At 58.7% G+C, this 23,569-nt stretch carries 18 protein-coding genes; 10 read left to right on the top strand and 8 right to left on the bottom strand.

The genetic code is table 11. The features are described 5' to 3' along the window. Positions 1–367: 367 nt before the first annotated feature. Together clpA and clpS are read right to left on the bottom strand one after the other, a co-directional pair. Positions 368–2,644 (bottom strand): ATP-dependent Clp protease ATP-binding subunit ClpA, encoded by a 2,277-nt coding sequence (gene clpA, locus SOM40_RS07460; protein ID WP_106992563.1) that lies wholly within the window; start codon positions 2,642–2,644, stop codon positions 368–370. 30 nt (positions 2,645–2,674) lie between these two features. Then, positions 2,675–2,995: an ATP-dependent Clp protease adapter ClpS gene (gene clpS / locus SOM40_RS07455; RefSeq protein WP_032617325.1), complete on the bottom strand. Its 321-nt coding sequence runs from the start codon at positions 2,993–2,995 to the stop codon at positions 2,675–2,677. A gap of 322 nt (positions 2,996–3,317) precedes the next feature. Here clpS and cspD point away from each other — a divergent pair, with 322 nt between their 5' ends. Continuing rightward, the gene (cspD, locus tag SOM40_RS07450) at positions 3,318–3,539 is read left to right on the top strand and encodes a cold shock-like protein CspD (protein WP_106992562.1); all 222 of its coding nucleotides are present in this window, start codon (positions 3,318–3,320) and stop codon (positions 3,537–3,539) included. Positions 3,540–3,618: 79 nt separating this feature from the next. On the opposite strand, the gene macB is transcribed toward cspD, so the two are convergent. Both macB and macA read right to left on the bottom strand, forming a co-directional pair. Then, entirely contained in the window at positions 3,619–5,559 is a 1,941-nt protein-coding gene (gene macB / locus SOM40_RS07445) for a macrolide ABC transporter ATP-binding protein/permease MacB (RefSeq protein WP_261642544.1), read from the bottom strand. Beyond that, entirely contained in the window at positions 5,556–6,671 is a 1,116-nt protein-coding gene (gene macA / locus SOM40_RS07440) for a macrolide transporter subunit MacA (RefSeq protein WP_320529732.1), read from the bottom strand. The genes macB and macA overlap by 4 nt, the downstream gene beginning before the upstream one ends. A 159-nt stretch (positions 6,672–6,830) precedes the next feature. On the opposite strand from macA, the gene SOM40_RS07435 reads away from it, so the two are divergent. Beyond that, positions 6,831–7,787, top strand: coding sequence for a VirK/YbjX family protein (locus SOM40_RS07435; protein ID WP_312188780.1), 957 nt, complete (start codon positions 6,831–6,833; stop codon positions 7,785–7,787). On the opposite strand, the gene SOM40_RS07430 is transcribed toward SOM40_RS07435, so the two are convergent. Continuing rightward, the gene (locus SOM40_RS07430; RefSeq protein WP_320529733.1) at positions 7,784–9,442 is read right to left on the bottom strand and encodes an ATP-dependent endonuclease; all 1,659 of its coding nucleotides are present in this window, start codon (positions 9,440–9,442) and stop codon (positions 7,784–7,786) included. The genes SOM40_RS07435 and SOM40_RS07430 overlap by 4 nt on opposite strands. A 369-nt stretch (positions 9,443–9,811) precedes the next feature. On the opposite strand from SOM40_RS07430, the gene aqpZ reads away from it, so the two are divergent. The 4 genes from aqpZ to hcr all read left to right on the top strand — a co-directional run bounded on the left by aqpZ (position 9,812) and on the right by hcr (position 14,357). Beyond that, the gene (gene aqpZ, locus SOM40_RS07425) at positions 9,812–10,507 is read left to right on the top strand and encodes an aquaporin Z (protein WP_261642539.1); all 696 of its coding nucleotides are present in this window, start codon (positions 9,812–9,814) and stop codon (positions 10,505–10,507) included. Between the two features lie 175 nt (positions 10,508–10,682). Next, the gene (locus SOM40_RS07420) at positions 10,683–11,582 is read left to right on the top strand and encodes a LysO family transporter (RefSeq protein ID WP_166182002.1); all 900 of its coding nucleotides are present in this window, start codon (positions 10,683–10,685) and stop codon (positions 11,580–11,582) included. Positions 11,583–11,725: 143 nt separating this feature from the next. After that, the gene (hcp, locus tag SOM40_RS07415; protein WP_166182001.1) at positions 11,726–13,378 is read left to right on the top strand and encodes a hydroxylamine reductase; all 1,653 of its coding nucleotides are present in this window, start codon (positions 11,726–11,728) and stop codon (positions 13,376–13,378) included. A 10-nt stretch (positions 13,379–13,388) separates the two neighbouring features. Next, positions 13,389–14,357, top strand: coding sequence for an NADH oxidoreductase (gene hcr / locus SOM40_RS07410; RefSeq protein ID WP_320529734.1), 969 nt, complete (start codon positions 13,389–13,391; stop codon positions 14,355–14,357). A gap of 74 nt (positions 14,358–14,431) precedes the next feature. Here hcr and SOM40_RS07405 read toward each other — a convergent pair whose 3' ends face one another. After that, positions 14,432–14,866, bottom strand: a complete 435-nt coding sequence (locus SOM40_RS07405; RefSeq protein ID WP_106992553.1) for a DoxX family protein — start codon at positions 14,864–14,866, stop codon at positions 14,432–14,434. Positions 14,867–15,018: 152 nt separating this feature from the next. Between SOM40_RS07405 and poxB the strand changes: the two genes are divergently transcribed. The 4 genes from poxB to SOM40_RS07385 all read left to right on the top strand — a co-directional run bounded on the left by poxB (position 15,019) and on the right by SOM40_RS07385 (position 20,329). Beyond that, on the top strand, positions 15,019–16,737 hold the full coding sequence (gene poxB / locus SOM40_RS07400; RefSeq protein ID WP_320529735.1) for a ubiquinone-dependent pyruvate dehydrogenase: 1,719 nt from the start codon (positions 15,019–15,021) through the stop codon (positions 16,735–16,737). Between the two features lie 38 nt (positions 16,738–16,775). Beyond that, positions 16,776–17,777, top strand: coding sequence for a low-specificity L-threonine aldolase (ltaE, locus tag SOM40_RS07395; protein WP_262673126.1), 1,002 nt, complete (start codon positions 16,776–16,778; stop codon positions 17,775–17,777). A 9-nt stretch (positions 17,778–17,786) separates the two neighbouring features. Continuing rightward, a complete protein-coding gene (locus SOM40_RS07390) occupies positions 17,787–19,223 on the top strand; it encodes an SDR family oxidoreductase (RefSeq protein WP_320529736.1) in 1,437 nt (478 codons plus the stop codon). A 92-nt stretch (positions 19,224–19,315) separates the two neighbouring features. Next, positions 19,316–20,329: a 3-beta-hydroxysteroid dehydrogenase gene (locus SOM40_RS07385; protein WP_106992818.1), complete on the top strand. Its 1,014-nt coding sequence runs from the start codon at positions 19,316–19,318 to the stop codon at positions 20,327–20,329. On the opposite strand, the gene iagB is transcribed toward SOM40_RS07385, so the two are convergent. Both iagB and SOM40_RS07375 read right to left on the bottom strand, forming a co-directional pair. Beyond that, positions 20,330–20,770, bottom strand: coding sequence for a type III secretion system invasion protein IagB (gene iagB, locus SOM40_RS07380; protein ID WP_106992817.1), 441 nt, complete (start codon positions 20,768–20,770; stop codon positions 20,330–20,332). Between the two features lie 62 nt (positions 20,771–20,832). After that, on the bottom strand, positions 20,833–23,514 hold the full coding sequence (locus SOM40_RS07375) for a glycosyl hydrolase family 18 protein (protein WP_320529737.1): 2,682 nt from the start codon (positions 23,512–23,514) through the stop codon (positions 20,833–20,835). Between the last annotated feature and the right edge of the window lie 55 nt (positions 23,515–23,569).

Below are 23,569 nucleotides of genomic sequence, written 5' to 3'. Positions count from 1 at the left end.
GCGCTTCAGAGAAGCCCAGGCCCAGCCCACCATAATATGAACGTACGGATTATATCCGCAGCTTTCAAAAGAGTGAACGAAACCGCTGATAGTTGCGCATGCAACATCATTTCCGAGGTTTGGTCAGGACGCCAATCCTGGCACCTGATTTTGCAGGTGCATCGCCATTCTATTACTGGGGTTTTATCCAGCAATATCCCTGTTTAAATTCTGGATAACGCCTCGCAAAATTTTGACGATAGTGTGCGCGCATTCCCCCTCACCCTAACCCTCTCCCTCAAGGGAGAGGGAACCGATCGAGCTTGCAGTGAAAAGCAGGCATAAAAAAACCGGGCTATCGCCCGGTTTTTATCAACACTCAACAAGCTTAGTGAGCCGCTTCCGGCTTATGCTTCGCCGCACTCTGGAAGTCATACGTCAGCTCGTTCTTCGCCTGATCCAGCGCCACGGTCACCTGCCCCCCATCCACCAGCGAACCAAACAGCAGTTCGTTAGCCAACGGTTTCTTCAGGTTGTCCTGGATGACTCGCGCCATCGGACGCGCACCCATCGCACGATCGTAGCCTTTCTCAGCCAGCCAGTCGCGGGCTTCTTGACTCACTTCCAGGGAGACCCCTTTCTGATCCAGCTGAACCTGCAGCTCGACGATGAACTTATCCACCACCTGATGGATCACCTCGGTAGACAGGTGATCGAACCAGATAATGTTGTCCAGACGGTTACGGAACTCCGGCGTAAAGACCTTCTTGATCTCTTCCATCGCATCGGTGCTGTTATCCTGGTGGATCAGGCCGATGGATTTACGCTCGGTCTCACGCACCCCGGCGTTGGTGGTCATCACCATCACCACGTTGCGGAAGTCCGCTTTGCGCCCGTTGTTGTCGGTCAGCGTCCCGTTATCCATCACCTGCAGCAGCAGGTTAAAGACGTCCGGGTGCGCTTTCTCGATCTCATCGAGCAGCAGAACTGCGTGCGGATGCTTAATCACCGCATCGGTGAGCAGGCCGCCCTGGTCAAAGCCGACATAGCCCGGAGGCGCACCGATCAGACGACTGACGGTGTGACGCTCCATATACTCGGACATATCAAAGCGCAGCAGTTCAATGCCCAGCGCTTTGGAGAGTTGGACCGTCACCTCGGTTTTCCCTACCCCGGTCGGGCCGGCGAACAGGAAAGAACCGACTGGCTTGTGCTCATGCCCCAGCCCGGCGCGGGCCATCTTAATGGCTTCGGTTAAGGCCTCAATGGCTTTATCCTGACCAAAGACCAGCATTTTCAGGCGATCGCCGAGGTTTTTCAGCGTATCGCGGTCGCTCTGAGAAACGCTCTTCTCAGGGATACGCGCGATGCGGGCCACCACGGATTCGATATCCGCCACGTTGACCGTTTTCTTGCGCTTGCTGACCGGCATCAGACGCGCACGCGCGCCCGCTTCGTCGATCACGTCAATCGCTTTATCCGGCAGATGACGGTCGTTGATATATTTCACCGCCAGCTCCACCGCCGCACGCACCGCTTTGGCGGTATAACGCACGTCGTGGTGCGCTTCGTACTTCGGTTTCAGGCCGTTGATGATCTGGACTGTTTCTTCCACCGACGGTTCAGTAATGTCGATTTTCTGGAAGCGACGCGCCAGGGCGCGGTCTTTTTCGAAAATATTGCTGAACTCCTGGTAGGTGGTCGAGCCAATCACCCGGATCTTGCCGCTGGAGAGCAGCGGTTTGATCAGGTTGGCCGCATCCACCTGGCCACCGGATGCCGCACCGGCGCCGATGATGGTATGGATCTCGTCGATAAACAGGATGCTGTTGGTATCCTGCTCCAGCTGTTTCAGCAGCGCTTTGAAACGTTTTTCAAAATCACCACGGTATTTGGTCCCGGCCAGCAGGGAACCGATATCCAGCGAGTAGATGGTGCAATCGGCGATCACTTCCGGAACGTCGCCCTGCACGATACGCCAGGCCAGCCCTTCGGCAATCGCCGTTTTACCGACGCCCGATTCCCCCACCAGCAGCGGGTTGTTCTTACGACGGCGGCACAGGACCTGAATCGCCCGTTCCAGCTCTTTTTCGCGGCCAATCAGCGGGTCAATACCGCCGACGCGGGCAAGCTGGTTAAGATTGGTGGTGAAGTTTTCCATACGTTCCTCCCCGCCTGCTTGCTCTTCGCTGTTGGCCTGATGGCCGGAATCCGATGCCTGATTCGGCTCGTCTTTTCGCGTTCCGTGAGAGATGAAGTTGACCACATCGAGGCGGCTGACTTCGTGTTTGCGCAGCAGGTAGGCGGCTTGCGACTCCTGCTCGCTGAAGATGGCAACCAGCACGTTGGCACCGGTGACTTCGCTACGTCCGGAGGACTGGACGTGAAATACCGCACGCTGGAGTACACGCTGGAAGCTGAGCGTCGGCTGCGTGTCGCGCTCCTCTTCACTGACGGGCAGTACAGGTGTGGTCTGTTCGATGAAGGCTTCAAGTTCCTGACGCAGCGCCACCAGGTCCACGGAGCAGGCTTCAAGCGCTTCGCGGGCGGATGGATTGCTGAGCAGTGCAAGCAGCAAGTGCTCGACCGTCATAAACTCATGTCGGTGCTCACGCGCTCTGGCGAAAGCCATGTTTAAACTGAGTTCCAGTTCTTGATTGAGCATAGGCACCTCCCCCAATTTTCATTGCCTTATTCAGGCTTTTTCCAGCGTACACAGCAACGGATGCTCGTTCTCCCTCGCATACTGGTTCACCATCGCCACCTTCGTCTCTGCGACTTCTGCAGTAAAAACACCGCAGATGGCTTTGCCATGATAGTGAACGGTAAGCATCAGTTGCGTTGCACGTTCTACATCATAAGAAAAGAACTTTTGTAGCACGTCAATAACAAATTCCATCGGCGTGTAGTCATCGTTCATTAACATAACTTTATACATAGATGGCGGTTTTAGCGCGTCGCGCACTTTATCTTCCGCCAGCTTGTCAAAATCGAGCCAGTCGTTCGTCTTACCCATTGTCAGTCGTCATCTTCGTTTACGCTCTCCGGTCGCGGTTCTGATGCTGACTGGAGGCTATACATAACCTGAATCTACCTCAGATGTCAGATAACTCACATCTATTATTGCCATCCGCGATGTCTGTCACAATACCCGCCAATAGCGTTAACTGCTTCAAATTTTGACGCATTTTTCCCCTCCCTGCCCCGGCAAATGCTTGACGCTGCCTTTGGTTTATCTAAATTGTACAGGCGTGAGTTGGCGAGGTTTTGAACAGCCCCCCACTCCAGCACCGGTTCATTACATCTAACTCAATAAGATTTACGAAGGATGTCGAAGCATGGAAACGGGTACAGTTAAGTGGTTCAACAACGCCAAAGGGTTTGGTTTTATCTGCCCTGAAGGCGGCGGCGAAGACATCTTCGCGCATTACTCCACCATTCAGATGGATGGTTACAGAACGCTGAAAGCCGGACAAGCCGTTCGGTTTGATGTACACCTCGGGCCAAAAGGCAATCATGCCAGCGTTATTGTGCCCATCGAAGTTGAAGCGGTGGCATAGCCCTCTGTTTCATTGTGTACACCCCGCACTCAAAATGCCAGCCCGATGCGCTGGCATTTTTATTTGCGGGCCAACAGACTTATTCCCGGGCTAACGCATCCACCGGATCCAGCCGGGCGGCATTTCGGGCCGGCAGCCAGCCAAACAGCACCCCGGTAAAGGTAGAACAGAGGAAGGCGGTTAACAGCGCCATTGGTGAAAAACCAATTTCCCAGCCGGGTAAAAACAGCTGCAGCGTGAAGGCGATAAGCAGGGAAAGTGTGATCCCCAGCGCGCCGCCCACCAGACAGACCAGCACCGCCTCAATTAAAAACTGCTGCAGCACGTCGCTGGCTCGGGCGCCCACCGCCATGCGGATGCCGATCTCGCGCGTACGCTCGGTCACCGACACCAGCATGATATTCATCACCCCAATCCCCCCGACCAGCAGGGAGATGATCGCCACCAGCGTGAGGAAGAGCTGAAGAGTACGTGTGGTCTTTTCAGCCGTTTTCAAGAGCCCGTCCATGTTCCAGGTGAAGAAATCTTTCTTCCCGTGACGTAGGGTCAGCAGGCGCTCGAGCTGTTGTTCCGCCTGGGCGCTGTCGTAGCCCTCCTTCACCCGAACGGTGATTGAGTTCAGCCAGGACTGCCCCATAATGCGCCCGGAGATGGTGGTGTACGGCAGCCAGACGCGCAGGATCTTGCTGCTGCCAAACATCGACTGCTTCTCCTCCGCCACGCCGATCACCGTCGCGGGCATATTCCCCACCAGGATAATTTCGCCCACCACTTTCGCTTTATTGGGGAACAGCTGCCGCCGGGAGTTGGCATCCAGCACCACCACCTGCGACCGGCCCGCCAGCTGTTCCGCATTGAAAGTTGTCCCCTCGCTGAAGGTCATGCCGTAGACGTTAAAGTAATCGCCGCTGACGCCGTTGGCGCTGGCCGCCACGTCAATATTGGCGTAGCGCAGACGCAGGTTCTGTGACACCGCCGGGGTGGCGGAGTTGACCCACGGCTGCTTCTGAATCGCCGCCAGATCGTCATATTTCAGCGCCTGCTGATACTGCGGCTCATCGTCGCCAAAATCTTTGCCGGGATAGACGTCAATGGTATTGGTGCCGATGGAGCGGATATCCGACAGCACCAGCTGTTTGGCGGCATCGCCCACCACCACAATCGACACCACCGAGGCGATACCGATGATGATCCCGAGCATGGTCAACAGGGTGCGCATCTTGTTGGCGGCCATCGCCAGCCAGGCCATGGTCAGCGCTTCGCGGAAGCTGCTGGCAAACTGCCGCCAGCCGGACGGCGGAGGCAACGCCACCTCCTGACGTCGGGTGGCGTTGAGGCCGGGTGGCGGATTGCTGACCAGTTCGCCATCGTGGATCTCCACGATCCGTCCGGCCTGCGCGGCCACCTGCGGATCGTGAGTGACGATGATCACCGTATGCCCCTGATCCCGCAGCTGATGCAGGATCGCCATTACCTCTTCCCCGGAGTGACTGTCCAGCGCCCCGGTCGGTTCATCGGCGAGGATCACCTGTCCGCCGTTCATCAGCGCCCGGGCGATACTCACCCGCTGCTGCTGGCCGCCGGAGAGCTGCGAAGGCTGGTAATCCACCCGCTCCCCCAGCCCCAGCCGGGTAAGCAGCGCCTGAGCCCGCTCAAGGCGTTTTTTGCGCTCCACACCGGCATAGACCGCCGGCACTTCGACGTTCTGCGCCGCACTCAGGTGCGAGAGCAGGTGGTAACGCTGGAAGATAAAACCGAAATGTTCCCGCCGCAGCTTCGCCAGCGCATCGCTGTCCAGGGTCGCGACATCGGTCCCTGCCACCCGGTAGGTGCCGCTGGTGGGTTTATCCAGGCAGCCGAGAATGTTCATCAGCGTCGATTTACCCGAGCCCGAGGCCCCGACAATCGCCACCATCTCTCCGGCCTCGACCTGCAGGGTGATGCCCTTCAGCACCTCCACCGGCCCGTCGCCGGAGGGATAGCTCCGGCGGATATCATTCAGCTCCAGCAGGGCCGTCATTTAGCCGCCCCGGGCTGGCTCTCGCTGATGACGACCTCTTCACCCTCTTCCAGCCCTTTCACCACCACCACGTCGGTGTCGTTGCGCGAGCCAAGGCTCACCTCACGCTCGCGTGTCTCGCCGTTTCGCAGCACCTTCACGTTGTAGCGGTTGTCGCCCACCGGTTCACCCAGCGCCGCCAGCGGAATGGTCAGCACATTTTTCTCCCCGGCCAGCTGGATATGCACCTGAGCGGTCATGTCCAGGCGCAGCACCCCCTGCGGGTTAGGGACTTCAAATCGGGCGTGATAGAAGATGGCGTCGTTAACCTTCTCCGGGGTCGGAAGAATATCTTTCAGCACCCCTTCGTAGCGGGTTTGCGGATCCCCCAGCACGGTAAACCAGGCTTTTTGCCCCGGCTTGAGGTGGATCACATCCGCCTCGGAGACCTGGGCCTTCACCAGCATGGTGCCCATATCCGCCAGGGTCAGGATGTTCGGCGCCTGCTGGGCGGCAATCACCGTCTGCCCCTGCAGGGTGGTGATTTGCGTCACTTCTCCGGCCATCGGGGCGACGATACGGGTGTAATCGAGGTTGGTTTTGGCGCTGTCCAGCGAGGCCTGGTTGCGTTTGATCTGCGCGTCGATGGTGCCGATCTGCGCCTGCTTAACCGCCAGTTCGGTGGTCGAGGTATCCAGATCCTGCTGCGAGATCGCCTGGGTGGTGGCCAGCTGCCGCTGACGGCTCAGGGTCACCTGGGCCAGCTTACGTTCTGCTTCGGCCTGGCTACGCTGGGCCCGCAGCTCCATCAGGGTCGCTTCCACCTCTTTGATCTGGTTTTCGGCCTGCTCCGGGTCGATGACCCCCAGCAGTTGCCCCTTTTTCACCTTGTCGCCAATCTCCACCGACAGCGTTTTCAGCTGACCGCTGACCTGAGCCCCGACGTCCACCTTGCGCAGCGCGTCCAGCTTGCCGGTGGCAAGCACGCTCTGTTGCAGCTCGCCCGGACGGACAATCAGCGTCTGATAATGCGGCACCGGGGCGTTAAGCACCTGCCACAGCCAGAATCCAGCCACCAGTACAATCAGCACCAGCAGCAGAAACAGCTTCCTGCGTTTTCCCTTAAAGTTCATAAATATTCCAAATAGCTATTCTGGCTTACATAACTGTTGATTCTAACTAAACCGTTCCTCAACGAAACCCCTGCTTTTAAGGATGGGTGAAAATCGTTGAGGAGAGGTTGATTAAACCCCTGCTGAAATAGAGTTCTGGCAACAAGACCGGAATTTATTATGTCATCCATCGCAGAGTCATCTTATTCACTCCAGCCGCAACCCACATCGGGCTGGCAACTCTTTCAACGTCTGGCCTCCGGGACATTAACCCCCGGGCTGGCCTGGCGCAATCCGGCCTACCGCCGCAAGTTTATGCTGCGATCGCTGATGACGCCATTCAGCACCGCCCGCCTGCTGACAAACCTGGCGCAACAGCCGCAGTTACTGCAGCTGCTGCAGGTTCAGCCGGGGCTGCCCTGCCGCCTGCACCGCCCGTGGTTGTCCGTCGCCATTAACCGTCAGCAAACCCTGCAGGCGCTGAGCTGGCACTATCAGACGATGCAGCGTCTGCTTCCGGCCGCGCTGATGAACGGCTATCTCTCCCGGGAAGGGGTAACGCTGCTGACCCTGACCGGCAAAGACGAACAGCAGTTTACCCTGCGCCTGTGCGCCGATGCGTTTCTGGATAAAGAGGGTGAAGCCACGCTGGCGTTTTGCGACGCGGAGCAGACGGTGCTGGCGGAGATAACCTTCACGCTGTGCCAGATTAACGGTACCGCGACGCTGTTTATCGGCGGGATGCAGGGAGCGAAAGCCTTTGTCCCGCACGAGGCGATCCAGAGCGCCACCAAGGCCTGTCACGGCCTGTTCCCGAAACGCCTGCTGGTGGAGGCTGCCATGACGCTGGGCAGCGCCCTTGCCGTGGAGCAGATCGTGGCCGTCAGCAACAGCACCCATATCTACCGCAGCTGGCGCTACCGGAAGAAAAAAGAGGGCAAACTGCTGGCCGATTACGACAGCTTCTGGCAGTCACTCGGCGGCGAGCGCACCGACGAGGGCAACTTCCGCCTGCCGCTCGCCATGCCGCGTAAACCGATGGACGAGATCGCCAGCAAAAAGCGCGCCGAGTACCGCCGCCGCTTTGCCCTGCTGGACAGCCTGATCGATCAGGTCAACCAGGCGACCCGCCGTTAATCGGCTCTCCCGCGCGCCAGCCACAGCACGCGGGAGAACATCTTCCGCAACAGGGGCGGCACCGCTTCAACCCCGCGCCGCCCGGCTTCCATCGCCACCTCAATCGCCAGATCGGGCTTCGACGAGCGGTGAATGGCTTTCACGATCACCCGTCGTATGTTCATCGGAGCATTCTCGGGGATCATCGCTACCCGGTGAAAGACGTCCGCGAAGCCCTGGCGGTACATGAAGTGCTCCATGTCCAAGGCGGGCAGCGTCGTCAGGTGCTCGCGCTCCTCTTCCTTGTCATTGTTGATCAGCCCGCGCACGGTAGCGGCATATTTCTTGCCCGCCTCGTCGCCATCCACCAGCACGTGCCATTCAATGCCCATCCGCCGGGCAAATTTGATCAGCGGTTTTAAGCCCGACTGGGCGAACTCAATCACCTTGATCCCCTCGGCATCGAAGTGGTGACCGCACTGGCGGGCCAGCTCGTTAATCACCCAGGTTTCGGTCTCCCCTTCCACCAGCAGCCAGCAGCGGGCGAACAGGGAGGAGGCGCGATTAAAGCGAATGTGGAAGGCGATTCGGCGGCTGTCTTCGGCGTTCATTCCTCCCGGCCCAAGGCGGAAAGCGGTGACACGCGACGACTCACGCACCAGACGACAGACGTGCTCCACCGGGGTTAACGACAGCAGCTCGCCGGAGTTGGTAGTGGTGATGCGCTGCAACGGCAGCAGATTCAGCAGGTGCCAGGCCACCGAGAGCATAATCGGGTGCAGGCGCGTCTCGGGATCTTCCACCAGCAGCAGCGGGCGGGCATCCCGGTCGAGCCGGACGGTGCCTTTGGCCTGCAGGAGCGTCGAGAAGAGCCCCAGCAGGATCACCCGGTGCGAACGGCCACCGGGACGGTCAATCATCCGGTTGATGATGTCGAGGTAGCGCCAGCTGCGCTGTTCATCGTGGGAGCGCCGCCGCATCAGGCGGTTGCGGACCGGCGAGGTGCCTTGCTCGGTAAAGTAGTGCTCCAGCAGCTGCACCATCGCCGACAGCCCCTGGCGGATCTGGCCATCGGTGAGATTTTGCGGACGGGCCACCAGCTCCCGGGCCAGATAATCCAGCTCGCGGGCGGTAACCTCCACGTCGGGCATGTTGGGCACCGTGCCGTTGCGGATCCGGCGCATAAAGCGGGCGTCGCGCAGGCGCAGCACCGGCATCAGGCGCACCAGATGCCGCGCCAGCTCGTCGATATCCGCCAGCGGCAGAGGATTGCCGTGGTTATCGAGAAACCCGCGCAGGGTCAGCACGCTGTCGTCATCAGCCAGTTCACCTTCCAGACGATAAAAGATGCGCTGATAGTTGTCCTGGCACGGCACCCAGCAGTCGGCCAGGGGGCGGTAGCGACGAACGCGGTGACGGCCCGGCTCGGCTTCACGGAAGGTGAGAATAATATGCAGATGGTGTTCGCGTCCCAGCAGATCCCCGGGAGGGAACCAGAAATCTTCCCGGACAAAATGGTACAGATCGGATTCCGGGGAGAGCAACAGCGTGAGGGCATCCAGCAGGCTGGATTTACCCCAGGCGTTTTCCCCGATCAGCACGTTATTGTGCTCCAGCATCAGCGACAGACGGTTAATGCCGCGGAACCCCACGATTTCCACACGTTCAAGCAACATGTACCCTCCGGGAGAGATGAACTTTTTCCTTTAAGTTTTCAGGAGTATAACGCCAGCGCGCCCGGACGGACACCCGATTGTCTGGGAAATAGTGAAAAGCAGAAATGATAAATTAAGAATTTAACCAACAACTTTCATTTGAAATAATGATTCCCGGCCAATATTCTTGCTGCCGGAAATGCCACTCTGCTTTGCATGTCTTCATTTTCCAATTAAAGGCAACACATTGCCCTACATCAAACTTACCGTATTTATTTAACTGGTGAGGGGAAATGTTCATTTCTAGAATAGGGGCGCTTTAAACTCATCGCCCCTATTGGCGATAAATAACAATGACGCAGGATTGCGTTCTTTTTCTTTGAGGTGGTTATGTTCAGAAAATTAGCAGCTGAATGTTTTGGCACATTCTGGTTGGTATTTGGTGGCTGCGGCAGCGCAGTGCTGGCGGCAGGTTTCCCGGAATTAGGGATTGGTTTTGTCGGTGTTTCTCTGGCCTTCGGTTTAACAGTATTAACCATGGCGTATGCCGTAGGACATATTTCCGGCGGGCACTTTAACCCGGCGGTAACATTAGGTCTGTGGGCGGGCGGTCGTTTTCCGGCAAAAGATATTCTCGGCTATATTATTGCCCAGGTCATTGGCGGGATTATTGCTGCCGCTATTCTGTATGTTATTGCCAGCGGTAAAGTCGGCTTTGATGCCGCAGCCAGCGGTTTTGCTTCAAACGGTTTTGGCGAGCACTCCCCGGGCGGTTTCTCCATGCTGTCTGCCATCGTGATTGAAATCGTGCTGACGGCCGGTTTCCTGCTGGTGATCCACGGCGCTACCGACAAACACGCCCCAGCCGGTTTTGCCCCGATTGCGATTGGCCTGGCGCTGACCCTGATCCACCTGATCAGCATTCCGGTCACCAACACCTCGGTTAACCCGGCGCGCAGCACCGCGGTTGCCATCTTCCAGGGTGGCTGGGCCATTGAGCAGCTGTGGCTGTTCTGGGTGATGCCGATTGTCGGCGGTATCCTTGGCGGCGTGCTGTATCGCACTCTGCTTGAGAAGCGCGATTAATAAAAGCAAAACGGCAACCTGCGGGTTGCCGTTTTTAGTGTGTGCGCCCTCTCCCTGTGGGAGAGGGATGGGGTGAGGGCATCAGGCCGCATTGTTCCGGCACTGTTTTCACCTTTACTGAACCGTCTGAATTGGGTAGTGTCACAGCGCCACTCATATAAAGGACCGGTTGTTCATGTTTTCAGGACTCTTAATCATTCTGATCCCGCTGATTGTGGGTTATCTCATTCCTCTTCGTCAGCTGTCAGCGTTAAAACTGATCAACCGTTTACTGAGCTGGATTGTCTACGTCATTCTGTTTTTTATGGGCATCAGCCTCGCCTTCCTCGATAATCTGGCGGCCAACCTGCTCTCAATCCTGCATTACTCTCTCATTACGATGACGGTTATTTTGCTGTGCAATATCGCGGCCCTGTTCTGGCTGGAACGCGTTATTCCGTGGAAAAACCATCACCATCAGGAGAAATTACCGTCGCGTATCGCCATGGCCCTGGAGTCACTGAAATTATGCGGCGTGGTGGTAATTGGCTTTTTACTGGGGCTGAGCGGGATGGATTTTTTACAGCACGCCACCGAGGCCAGCGAATATACCCTGATTTTCCTGCTGTTCCTGATTGGTATTCAGCTGCGAAATAATGGCATGACCTTAAAACAGATCGTCCTCAACCGCCGGGGTATGATGGTCGCCGTCATCGTGGTGGGCAGTTCGCTGGTGGGCGGGGTCATCAACGCCTTTATTCTCGACCTGCCGCTCAATACCGCCCTGGCAATGGCCTCCGGGTTTGGCTGGTATTCTCTGTCCGGCATTCTGCTAACCGAATCCTTTGGCCCGGTAATTGGCAGCGCTGCCTTCTTTAACGATCTTGGCCGGGAGCTGATCGCCATTATGCTGATCCCGGGTCTGGTGCGCCGCAGCCGCTCCACGGCGCTGGGCCTGTGCGGGGCCACATCGATGGACTTTACCCTGCCAGTGTTACAACGTTCTGGCGGGCTGGAGATGGTTCCTGCCGCCATTGTCCACGGCTTTATTTTAAGCCTGTTGGTGCCGATCATGATGGCCTTCTTCTCCGCCTGATACTTCTTTGGCGGTAGCCTGCTGCCGCCAAAATTGCGCTAAATCAATAACCCTTTCGTTTGTAGAAGAAAGCCCTTCACAGGCTATCACCACAGGCATAATCTTAAACATGTATCTAAAATATAACTTTAACAGGTGTGATTATGTTTTGTGTGCAATGTGAACAAACTATCCGTACTCCAGCCGGCAACGGCTGCTCCTACGCACAGGGCATGTGCGGTAAAACCGCCGAAACTTCCGATCTGCAGGATCTGCTGATTGCTTCCCTGCAGGGTTTATCTGCCTGGGCGGTAAAAGCCCGGGAATATGGCATTGTCGACCACTACGTCGATAACTTCGCCCCACGCGCGTTTTTCTCTACCCTGACCAACGTGAACTTCGATTCGCCACGTATTGTGGGCTACGCCCGCGAAGCCATCGCCCTGCGTGACGCCCTGAAAGCCCAGGCCCTGAACGTGGATGCCACTGCCCGCGTCGATAACCCGATGGCGGACCTGCAGCTGGTCAGCGACGACCTCGGCGACCTGCAACGCCAGGCGGCAGAATTTACCCCGAACAAAGACAAAGCGGCGATCGGCGAGAACATCCTCGGCCTGCGTCTGCTGTGCCTGTACGGCCTGAAAGGTGCCGCGGCCTATATGGAACACGCGCACGTTCTGGATCAGTACGACAACGACATCTACGCCCAGTATCACAAAATCATGGCGTGGCTGGGGACCTGGCCTTCCGACATGAACGCCCTGCTGGAGTGTTCAATGGAAATCGGCCAGATGAACTTCAAAGTGATGAGCATTCTGGATGCCGGTGAAACCACCAAATATGGCCACCCGACCCCGACCCAGGTCAACGTCAAGGCGACCGAAGGCAAGTGTATCCTGATCTCCGGTCACGACCTGAAAGATCTCTACAACCTGCTGGAGCAGACCGACGGCACCGGCGTGAACGTCTATACCCACGGTGAGATGCTGCCTGCCCACGGCTATCCGGAGCTGCGCAAATTCAAACACCTGATCGGTAACTACGGCAGCGGCTGGCAGAACCAGCAGGTGGAGTTCGCCCGCTTCCCTGGCCCAATCGTGATGACCTCTAACTGCATCATCGACCCAACCGTGGGCGCCTACGACGACCGTATCTGGACCCGCAGCATTGTCGGCTGGCCGGGCGTGAGCCACCTTGAAGGTGACGATTTTGGTCCGGTGATTGCCCAGGCACAGCAGATGGCGGGCTTCCCGTACAGCGAAATTCCTCACCTGATCACCGTTGGTTTTGGCCGTCAGACCCTGCTGGGCGCGGCGGATTCCCTGATTGACCTGGTGAGCCGCGAGAAACTGCGTCACATCTTCCTGGTCGGCGGCTGCGACGGCGCACGCGGGGAGCGTAACTACTTCACCGACTTCGCCACCAGCGTGCCGGACGACTGCCTGATCCTGACCCTGGCCTGCGGTAAGTACCGTTTCAACAAGCTGGAGTTCGGGGATATCGAAGGCCTGCCGCGCCTGATCGATGCTGGTCAGTGTAACGATGCCTACTCGGCGATCATCCTGGCCGTGACCCTGGCGGAAAAACTCGGCTGTGGCGTGAACGACCTGCCGCTGTCGCTGGTGCTCTCCTGGTTCGAACAGAAAGCGATTGTGATCCTGCTGACCCTGCTGTCGCTGGGCGTGAAAAACATCGTCACCGGCCCGACCGCGCCTGGCTTCTTTACCCCTGACCTGCTGGCAGTCCTCAACGAGAAATTTGGTCTGCGTTCCGTGACCACCGTTGAAGAAGACATGAAGCAACTGCTGAGCGCGTAAGGAGTAAACTATGACAATGCCAACCCATCAGTGCCCATGGCGGATGCAGGTTCACCACATCCATCAGGAAACGCCGGATGTCTGGACGATTTCGCTGCTGTGTCACGACTATTATCCGTATCGTGCCGGGCAGTACGCGCTGGTCAGCGTGCGTAACTCAGCAGAGACGCTGCGGGCGTACACGATCTCCTCCACGCCGGGTATCAGCGAGTACATTACGCTGACCATCCGCCGCATTGATGAGGGGGCAGGCTCGCAGTGGTTGACGCACGACGTGAAGCGTGGGGATTACATCTGGTTGTCGGATGCGCAGGGTGATTTTACCTGTGACGACAAGCCGGAAGATAAATTCCTGCTGCTGGCTGCCGGTTGCGGCGTGACGCCGGTGATGTCGATGCGTCGCTGGCTGGCGAAGAACCGCCCGCAGGCCGACGTGGCGGTGATCTTCAGCGTGCGTTCACCGCAGGATGTGATTTTCGCTGACGAATGGCGTAACTACCCGGTCACGCTGGTGGCCGAAACCAACGCCACCGAAGGTTTCGTGGCCGGTCGCCTGACCCGCGAGTTGCTGCAACAGGTGCCGGATCTCGCCTCACGCACCGTGATGACCTGTGGTCCGGCGCCGTATATGGACATCGTTGAGGAAGAGGTGAAAGCCCTCGGTGTGACCCGCTTCTTTAAAGAGCAGTTCTTTACCCCGGTCGCGGAAGCCGCCACCAGCGGGCTTAAGTTCACCAAACTGCAGCCGGCGCAGACCTTCTTTGGCCGCGTGGGCAGCACGCTGCTCGAAGCGCTGGAGAGCAATAACGTGCCGGTGGTGGCTGCCTGTCGTTCGGGCGTGTGCGGCTGCTGTAAAACGAAGGTGGTGGACGGGAACTATACCGTTTCCAGCACCATGACGCTGACGGATGCCGAAGTGGCGGAAGGCTATGTGCTGGCCTGCTCCTGTCATCCGCAGGGGGATTTGGTGCTGGCCTGATAAAACGCCCGGTGGCGCTACGCTTACCGGGCCTACGGAACTCGTAGGCCGGGCAAACGCAGTGCCGCCCGGCGCTACTTCCAGACGGGATCGCTCACCACCCCGTACCGCCCTGCCCCTAAAAATGCCACCGCCAGCGCACCCACGAAGAAGTAAACCAGGCTCTCAATCGCCCAGGCTCCCACCGCATCCAGCGCGAAGGTTTTACCGGTGCCCACCATCAGCCATGCCACCACCATGGTAAAGGCCAGCACCAGCGCCGACGGACGGGTGAGAATACCGAGGATAATCAGGATCGGTGCCACCACTTCGCCAATCAGCACACCGTAAGCAATAAAGCCCGGCAGCCCCTTCGCCGCCAGCATGCCTGCAATGCCTCCTACCCCGTCGATGGCCTTATGCAGGCCATGAAACAGCATTAATCCCCCTACCGCCAGGCGCAGTAACAGCTTGCCCGCATCGTCGCACATTAGCTTTTTATTAACAGCAATTAACAATGATTTAACCATTTGATTTACATCCTGTTTTTACCTGAGTTAACACCAGAATATGACGAAATATTGCACATTGAAAGCAACTATTAATCAGGGGGATTAAACCAGCATGCCGGTCAGTTTCATCTAAGCTTGAAAGCGTTAACACATTCAGGAGACGGACTACCATGAAACAAACCGTGGCGAACTACATCGCGAAAATGCTGGAACAGGCCGGAGTAAAACGGATCTGGGGTGTCACCGGGGATTCCCTCAACGGCCTGAGCGACAGCCTGAACCGGATGGGCACCATCGAGTGGATGCCGACCCGTCATGAGGAGGTCGCCGCGTTCGCCGCCGGGGCCGAGGCCCAGCTCACCGGCGAGCTGGCGGTGTGCGCCGGATCCTGCGGACCGGGCAACCTGCATCTGATCAACGGCCTGTTTGACTGCCATCGCAACAACGTCCCGGTGCTGGCTATCGCCGCGCATATTCCGTCGAGTGAAATCGGCAGCGGCTATTTTCAGGAGACGCATCCTCAGGAGCTGTTCCGTGAATGCAGCCACTACTGTGAGCTGGTCTCCACGCCGGAGCAGATCCCGCAGGTGCTGGCTCTGGCCCTGCGCAACGCTATTTTAAATCGCGGCGTCTCGGTGATTGTGCTGCCCGGCGATGTCGCCCTGCAGGCAGCCCCGGAAAGCGCCAGCAGCCACTGGTATCCCGCTCCCCTGCCGGTGGTCACGCCCGCTCAGGCGGAACTGAAAAAACTGGCGCAGCTCCTGCGCTACTCCAGCAATATCGCCCTGATGTGCGGCAGCGGCTGTGCCGGGGCCCATGAAGAGCTGGTGGAATTTGCCGGTATGCTCAAGGCGCCGATTGTCCACGCTCTGCGCGGCAAAGAGCACGTGGAGTACGATAACCCTTACGACGTGGGGATGACCGGGCTGATCGGCTTCTCGTCCGGGTTCCACACCATGATGAATGCCGACACCCTGGTGCTGCTCGGCACTCGCTTCCCGTATCGCGCGTTTTACCCTACCGACGCCAAAATCATTCAGATCGACATCAATCCGGCCAGCATCGGGGCGCACAGCAAGGTGGATATGGCTCTGGTGGGCGATATCAAGGCCACGCTCACCGCGCTGATGCCGCTGCTGGAGGAGAAAACCGATCGCACGTTCCTCGACAAGGCCCTGAGCGATTACCGCGATGCGCGTAAAGGGCTGGACGACCTGGCGAAACCCAGCGACAAGGCGCTGCACCCGCAGTATCTGGCGCAGCAGATCAGCCACTATGCCGATGAAGATGCCATCTTCACCTGCGACGTGGGCACCCCGACCGTCTGGGCGGCGCGCTACCTGAAGATGAACGGCAAGCGCCGTCTGATTGGCTCCTTTAACCACGGCTCGATGGCCAACGCCATGCCGCAGGCGCTGGGGGCCAAAGCCACCGCGCCGGATCGTCAGGTGGTGGCGATGTGCGGCGACGGCGGCTTCAGCATGCTGATGGGCGATTTCCTCTCGGTGGCGCAGATGAAGCTGCCGATCAAAATCATCGTCTTCAACAACAGCGTGCTGGGCTTTGTGGCGATGGAGATGAAGGCCGGGGGGTATCTGACTGACGGCACCGAACTGCACGACACCAACTTCGCCGCCATCGCCGAAGCCTGCGGCATCACCGGCATCCGCGTGGAGAAGGCCTCCGAAGTGGATGACGCTCTCCAGCGCGCCTTCGCCACCGACGGTCCGGTGCTGGTGGATGTGGTGGTCGCCAAAGATGAACTGGCGATCCCGCCGCAGATCAAACTCGAGCAGGCCAAGGGTTTTAGCCTGTATATGCTGCGCGCCATCATCAGCGGCCGTGGTGACGAAGTTCTGGAGCTAGCCAAAACCAACTGGCTCAGGTAAAACAATCGGCATCGCCTTTAAAATAATAAGGAAATGCCATGATTGATTTACGCAGCGACACCGTTACTCGTCCGACGCAGGCCATGCTCAAGGAGATGCTGGCCGCGCCGGTCGGGGACGACGTTTACGGCGACGACCCGACCGTTAACGAACTCCAGCGCTATGCCGCCGAGTTGAGCGGCCACGAGGCCGCCCTGTTCCTGCCAACCGGCACCCAGGCCAACCTTGTGGCCCTGCTCAGCCACTGCGAGCGTGGGGAGGAGTATATCGTCGGCCAGGGGGCGCATAACTACCTGTACGAAGCCGGTGGCGCAGCGGTGCTGGGCAGCATTCAGCCGCAGCCGATCGATGCCGCGCCTGACGGCTCCCTGCCGCTGGACAAAGTCGCCGCCAAAATCAAAGCCGACGATATTCACTTCGCCCGCACCAAACTCCTGAGCCTCGAAAACACCCATAACGGCAAAGTGCTCCCACGCGAGTACCTGAAAGCGGCGTGGGAATTTACCCGCGAGCGCAAGCTGGGGCTGCACGTCGACGGTGCACGCATCTTTAACGCCGTGGTGGAGTATGGCTGCGAGCTGAAAGAGATTACGCAATATTGCGACTCGTTCACCATTTGCCTCTCCAAAGGGCTGGGCACGCCGGTGGGCTCCTTGCTGGTGGGCAACGCCGACTACATCAAACGCGCCAACCGCTGGCGTAAAATGACCGGCGGCGGCATGCGCCAGGCCGGATTCCTCGCTGCCGCGGGTCTGTACGCCCTGAAAAACAACGTCGCCCGTCTGAAGGACGATCACGACAATGCGGCGTGGATGGCGACGCAGCTGCGCGAGATCGGTGCAGATGTGATGCGTCACGACACCAACATGCTGTTTATCCGCGTCGGGGACGACAACGCCGCGGCGCTGGGTGAGTTTATGAAGGCGCGCGGGGTGCTGATCAACGCCTCGCCGGTGGTGCGTCTGGTGATGCATCTCGACGTCAACCGCGAGCAGCTTGCCGAGGTGGTTGCTCACTGGCAGGCATTTTTGCAGCGCTAAGGAGCTAACGTGCCGCAACGTATTCTGGTCCTGGGTGCCAGCGGGTATATCGGTCAACATCTGGTGACCGCTCTGAGCGCACGCGGGCATCAGGTGCTGGCTGCGGCACGCAACGTTGAGCGTCTGCAAAAGCAGAGCCTGCCCAACGTGACCTGCCATGCTATCGATCTCAACTGGCCACAGGAGCTGGGGGCGCTGCTTGAGGGGGTAGAGACCCTCTACTATCTGGTCCACAGCATGGGTGAAGGCGGGGATTTTATCGCCCACGAACGCCAGGTGGCGCTGAACGTGCGCGACCTGCTGCTGGAACATCCGGTTAAACAGATCATCTTCCTCAGCTCCTTGCAGGCACCGGAGCATGAGCAGTCCGACCACCTGCGCGCGCGGCAGCTGACCGCCGAGGTGCTGCGCAGCGCGGGGATCCCCCTCACCGAGCTGCGGGCCGGGATCATCGTCGGGGCGGGCTCTGCCGCCTTCGAGGTGATGCGCGACATGGTCTATAACCTGCCGGTGCTGACGCCCCCGCGCTGGGTGCGATCCCGCACCACGCCGATTGCGCTGGAGAATCTGCTGCACTATCTGGTGGAGCTGCTTAATCACCCGGCCACAGCGCACCGGGTGCTGGAGGCTGCCGGACCTGAGGTGCTGAGCTATCAGCAGCAGTTCGAACACTTTATGGCGGTGAGCGGCCGCCGCCGTCCGCTGATCCCCATCCCCTTCCCGACCCGCTGGATCTCGGTGTGGTTTTTAAACGTTATCACCTCCGTGCCGCCGACCACCGCTAAAGCTTTAATTCAGGGGCTGAAGCACGATCTGCTGGCCGACGACCGCGACCTGCGGGCGCTGATCCCCCAGCAATTAATCCGCTTCGATGACGCGGTGCGCAATACGCTGAAAGAGGAGGAGAAGCTGGTCAACTCCAGCGACTGGGGCTACGACGCGCAGGCCTTCGCCCGCTGGCGTCCGGAGTACGGCTACTTTCCCAAACAGGCCGGTTGTACGGTAAAAACGCCCGCAAGTCTGGCCGCCTTATGGCAGGTGGTGAATCAGATCGGCGGCAAAGAGGGCTACTTCTTCGGCAACATCCTGTGGCAAACCCGGGGGATGATGGATCTGCTGGTTGGGCATAAGCTGGCGAAAGGCCGTCCGGCGGCGCCATACCTGCAAACCGGCGATACGGTCGACAGCTGGAAGGTGATCATCGTCGAGCCGGAAAAGCAACTGGCGATGCTGTTTGGCATGAAAGCCCCCGGTCTCGGCCGGTTATGCTTTACCCTGAAAGATAAAGGCGACCACCGGGAGCTGGACGTCCGCGCCTGGTGGCATCCGCACGGCATGCCGGGCCTGTTTTACTGGCTGCTGATGATCCCGGCGCACCTGTTTATCTTCCGCGGCATGGCCCGGCGTATTGCACTTCTGGCAGAACAAAAGTCAGAAAAAGTCTGATTAAAACTCCGAATCTTTCACGTTTCCCATTGCATAGCGCCGTAATTCACGGAAGAATGCGCACGAAATTCTTTTCAAAACAGTGGATCGATATGAAGGTACTGGTTACCGGCGCCACCAGCGGCTTAGGCCGCAATGCGGTGGAGTTTTTGCGCAATAAAGGCATCAGCGTTCGGGCCACCGGTCGCAATGAAGCGATGGGTAAGTTGCTGCAAAAAATGGGCGCAGAGTTTGTCCATGCCGACCTGACGGAACTGGTCTCTTCCCAGGCAAAAGTGATGCTGGCCGGGATCGATACGCTGTGGCACTGCTCCAGCTTTACCTCGCCGTGGGGAACTCAGGAAGCTTTCGATCTGGCGAACGTGCGCGCCACCCGCCGTCTGGGCGAGTGGGCCGTGGCCTGGGGGGTGCGCAACTTTGTCCATCTCTCCTCCCCGTCGCTCTATTTCGACTACCACCACCATCGCGATATCCAGGAAGATTTTCGTCCGGCGCGCTACGCCTGCGAGTTTGCCCGCAGCAAGGCCGCCAGTGAACAGGTGATCGATCTGCTGGCGCAGTCCAACCCGCATACCCGCTTCACCATCCTGCGCCCGCAGAGCCTGTTTGGTCCGCACGACAAAGTGTTTATTCCGCGCCTGGCGCAGATGATGCACCACTACGGCAGCGTGCTGTTGCCGCGCGGCGGCGATGCGCTGGTGGATATGACCTATTTCGATAACGCCATTCACGCCATGTGGCTGGCCAGCCAGAGCGAGTGCGACGGTCTGCCCTCCGGGCGGGCGTATAACATCACCAACGGCGAACCGCGCTCCCTGCGCAGCATTGTGCAGAAGCTGATCGACGAGCTGAATATTGAGTGCCGGATCCGCTCGGTGCCCTACCCGATGCTGGATATCATTGCCCGCAGCATGGAGCGGCTGGGGAATAAGGCGGCCAAAGAGCCTGCCCTGACCCACTACGGGGTGTCGAAACTGAACTTTGACTTTACCCTCGATACGCAACGCGCCGAGAGCGAGCTGGGCTATAAACCGCTGGTGACGCTGGATGAAGGCATTGAGCGCACCGCCGCCTGGCTGCGGGATCATGGTAAGCTGCCCCGCTGATTAACGCCTGCTGCGGGATTTGAGTTGCTGGTATTTGTGCCACACCTTGTGGGCGTAGATCATCCGCTGCGGGTAGTTCTCTTTTTTTAATCCGGCGTTATAGGCCCCCACCGCTTCCCAGTTGTAGCCATACACCCGGATCATCCCCGACAGAATCGAGGCCCCGACCATGATCGAGGTGCAGGGCTCGGCGATCAGGCGATACTCGTCGATCCCGGCGCGCTGCAGCTCGGCAAAGTGGATGCTGTTAATCTGCATCAGCCCGACATCCCGGGTGCCGTCATGGTTCCAGCCCACCGCATAGGGATTCATCCCGGACTCCACATTGGCAATGGCAAACAGCAGATACGGATCAACGTGATAGCGCTGCCCGGCGCTGTCCCAGCAGTTTGCCAGCGCGCTGTGACTGAGCAGCAACAGCAGAAGAAGTAAGCGTTTCATTTTCATACCCGCCAGACGCAAAAAGACGGGGGCAAAGCCCCCGTCATATCAGGTGCGGAAGATTACTGACAATCTGGTGCCGCGCCCACTTTCACCCAGACGTCGTTCTGGCCTGGTTTGTCACCTTTGGTCCACCATTTGGCACGGTACTCGTTGCCTTCGTAGGTGGTGGTGTCGCCGCCGTTGTAGACCATGGTCGGCATCCAGCCCATTTTCACGTCGCTCATCAGCTCCCAGGCATCCACGCCGAATCCCGGCTGGTTGCCCTGAGTCCAGTACTTCGCTTTCCAGACCAGGTTATCGAAGCTGACGGTGTTGCCGCTGGTATAAACCTTGCTGCTGCTCCACGCTGCGTATTTGCTGGCGTTACCGTCTACCGGGCTGCTGTCACAGCTGCCGTTGTCGGTCGCATCATCCGCAGGCGGGGTGACGTCGTCGGCTGGCGGGGTCACATCATCGGCTGGCGGAGTGACGTCATCGACGGGCTCCTGTGCTTTTGGCGTGACGGTAACGACCACGTTACCCTGCACCGCAGTTTTGCCGTCGCTCACCACCACACTCAGGGTGTAATCAGTGTCGCTGCTCACCTCTGGCGCGGTAATGCTCAGGTTGGCGGTATCGGCGCCGGTAGCGTGCATGTCACCCGGTACGCTCCAGGCGTAGGTCAGGGCATCGCCATCCGGATCCGCAGCCTGGGCATGCAGGGACAGAGGCTGACCCGCTTCAACCGAGACCGGTGCCATGGTGTTAATCACCGGAGCCTGGTTAGCTTTCGGCGCTTTGTTCACCACCTGCACGTCAGCGGTGCTGCTCAGCCCTTTGCTGTCGGTCACGGTCAGGCGGAAGGCCAGAGTCTGGTCATTCGCTACGGCCGCCACGCTGAAGCTGGCCTGGGCGCGGGTGCTGTTGGTCAGGGTGACAGAAGGACCGGCGATCTGCGTCCACATATAGGTCAGGGTATCGCCGTCCTGATCGCTGGAGGCAGAGCCGTCCAGGGTCACGTTCGCCGGACCGGTGACCGTCTGATCGCTGGCGGACGCGACTGGCGCATGGTTGGTCACCACCGGTACGTCAGAGGAAGAGCCGCTCAGCAGGCTTTCGTTCATCGCATTGAGGATGTCGCCGTTATCGGATTCCAGGGACCAGGCAAACAGGCCGCCCAGGTTTTTGTTCAGCACAAACTTGCCTTTCGCCTCGACGGAACGGGCATCGTCATAGGTGATCAGGGTGCCGGTGCTCTTGTTGAACAGGTATGGCGCTTCGGCGGTGGCGTCGTATTTGTATTCCCAGCCCGCTTTGCCTTTGTATTTGTTGACGATATCGCGGTAGTCGACGATGCCAGCCTCCCAGGAGCCAGGGATCGCGCCGGTGGCGGTGCCGGTGAACGGATTGTCGCCGGTGTAGCCGTGAACGCCAGTCCAGCCGCGGCCGTACATCGCCGCGCCGACCACGATTTTGCCCGGCTGAACGCCCTGGGCCAGCATCGCGTTAACGCTGCCTTCGGTGGTTACGCTATCCGGTTTCCAGGTTGGGGCGTGCAGCGCGGTCTGGTGGCCGAGGTCGGTCATGCTCCAGGAGCCGTAGAAGTCGTAGCTCATCAGGAAGATGTAGTCCATGTACTTCTGCGCCGCGTTGTAGTCAACGTTGGCGATTTTCGAGGTGCCTGCGCCAATGGCGGAGGTCAGCTCGTAGGTGCGACCGGTCTGGGCGGAGAGCTCATTGAGCATCGCGCGCAGATCGCGCATCAGCAGGGTGTAGGTCTCTTTATCCACCTGCGGGTTGCCGAGAGATGGGTTCTCACCGCCGCCGCCCGGGAACTCCCAGTCGATGTCCACGCCGTCATAGAATTTCCAGGTTTGCAGGAACTCTTTCACCGAGGAGACAAAGCGGGCGCGGATGGCGTTGTCGTGCATCTGGAAGAACGGATCGGAGAGGGTCCAGCCGCCGATAGATGGCAGAATTTTCAGGCCCGGATGCGCTTTTTTCAGCGCCATCATCTGGCCATAGGTGCCTTTGTAGGGGTCATCCCAGTTCGAGACGCCAGCCTGTGGCATCTGCAGCGCGGCCCAGGGATCGTGGATCGCCAGGGTGTAATCCGGACGGCCCTGGCAGGCTTTCTTCAGGGCTTCCAGCGCGTTACCGGCGCTGGCGTTGATGTTGTCGCCGCACATCGGAATGAAGCCATAAATAATGTGGTTCACGTTGTCAGCAGCAATTTGATCGATGTTGAACTTACGATCGTAGACACCCCATTCTGGATAGTACGCCGCTACCACTTTATCGGAGTGCTGGGCGAAGGATTTGTTGTTTTCCTTCATGGTGGTGTTCAGCGGCAGCAGGTGGCTACCGTCGGTATCAGCAACGATGATCAGCTTGCTGTCGCTGGTGCTGCAGCCGCTGTCGTTACACAGCTGGACCTGCTCCTGGTAGCGACCGCCTTTTTTCACCTTGAAGGTGGCTTTGCCGGAGGCGCTACCCGCCCCGCTCCAGACTTCCTGGCCGTCCAGCAGCACTTTGGCCGATGTCGGGACATCGCCGCTGTAAACGTTCCACTCTACGGTCACGTCAGCGCCGTCCTTGACCTTAATCAGCGAGTTATAGGCCTGCGCTGACTGGTCCACCTCAACAATGGCAAATTTGTCATTCCCGTTACTCAGCGACGGTTTACCCGGCACTGCGGCAAATACCGGGCTGACCGCCGCAGCGACAAATAAAGCCAGATATTTAGGCTGCATGATTTTCATTATTCATTCCTGTTGATATACGTGAACTTAAATAGACCATGCGATCCATTCGGCA

The organism is Leclercia sp. CFBP8987 (assembly GCF_034044995.2).
Classification (GTDB): domain Bacteria; phylum Pseudomonadota; class Gammaproteobacteria; order Enterobacterales; family Enterobacteriaceae; genus Enterobacter; species Enterobacter tamurae.
The sequence above is the reverse complement of the archived record's forward strand: the minus strand, read 5'-3'. Positions and strand labels throughout refer to the sequence as shown.

What these genes read in the sequence shown, in the direction of transcription:
- clpS (WP_032617325.1), bottom strand. Translation starts at nt 2,995, where the DNA reads ATGGGTAAGACGAACGACTGGCTCGATTTTGACAAGCTGGCGGAAGAT.
- iagB (WP_106992817.1), bottom strand. Translation starts at nt 20,770, where the DNA reads ATGAAACGCTTACTTCTTCTGCTGTTGCTGCTCAGTCACAGCGCGCTG.
- SOM40_RS07435 (WP_312188780.1), top strand. Translation starts at nt 6,831, where the DNA reads ATGTCATCCATCGCAGAGTCATCTTATTCACTCCAGCCGCAACCCACA.
- SOM40_RS07405 (WP_106992553.1), bottom strand. Translation starts at nt 14,866, where the DNA reads ATGGTTAAATCATTGTTAATTGCTGTTAATAAAAAGCTAATGTGCGAC.
- SOM40_RS07430 (WP_320529733.1), bottom strand. Translation starts at nt 9,442, where the DNA reads ATGTTGCTTGAACGTGTGGAAATCGTGGGGTTCCGCGGCATTAACCGT.
- ltaE (WP_262673126.1), top strand. Translation starts at nt 16,776, where the DNA reads ATGATTGATTTACGCAGCGACACCGTTACTCGTCCGACGCAGGCCATG.
- cspD (WP_106992562.1), top strand. Translation starts at nt 3,318, where the DNA reads ATGGAAACGGGTACAGTTAAGTGGTTCAACAACGCCAAAGGGTTTGGT.
- clpA (WP_106992563.1), bottom strand. Translation starts at nt 2,644, where the DNA reads ATGCTCAATCAAGAACTGGAACTCAGTTTAAACATGGCTTTCGCCAGA.
- hcp (WP_166182001.1), top strand. Translation starts at nt 11,726, where the DNA reads ATGTTTTGTGTGCAATGTGAACAAACTATCCGTACTCCAGCCGGCAAC.
- SOM40_RS07375 (WP_320529737.1), bottom strand. Translation starts at nt 23,514, where the DNA reads ATGAAAATCATGCAGCCTAAATATCTGGCTTTATTTGTCGCTGCGGCG.
- macB (WP_261642544.1), bottom strand. Translation starts at nt 5,559, where the DNA reads ATGACGGCCCTGCTGGAGCTGAATGATATCCGCCGGAGCTATCCCTCC.
- poxB (WP_320529735.1), top strand. Translation starts at nt 15,019, where the DNA reads ATGAAACAAACCGTGGCGAACTACATCGCGAAAATGCTGGAACAGGCC.
- hcr (WP_320529734.1), top strand. Translation starts at nt 13,389, where the DNA reads ATGACAATGCCAACCCATCAGTGCCCATGGCGGATGCAGGTTCACCAC.
- aqpZ (WP_261642539.1), top strand. Translation starts at nt 9,812, where the DNA reads ATGTTCAGAAAATTAGCAGCTGAATGTTTTGGCACATTCTGGTTGGTA.
- SOM40_RS07420 (WP_166182002.1), top strand. Translation starts at nt 10,683, where the DNA reads ATGTTTTCAGGACTCTTAATCATTCTGATCCCGCTGATTGTGGGTTAT.
- SOM40_RS07385 (WP_106992818.1), top strand. Translation starts at nt 19,316, where the DNA reads ATGAAGGTACTGGTTACCGGCGCCACCAGCGGCTTAGGCCGCAATGCG.
- macA (WP_320529732.1), bottom strand. Translation starts at nt 6,671, where the DNA reads ATGAACTTTAAGGGAAAACGCAGGAAGCTGTTTCTGCTGCTGGTGCTG.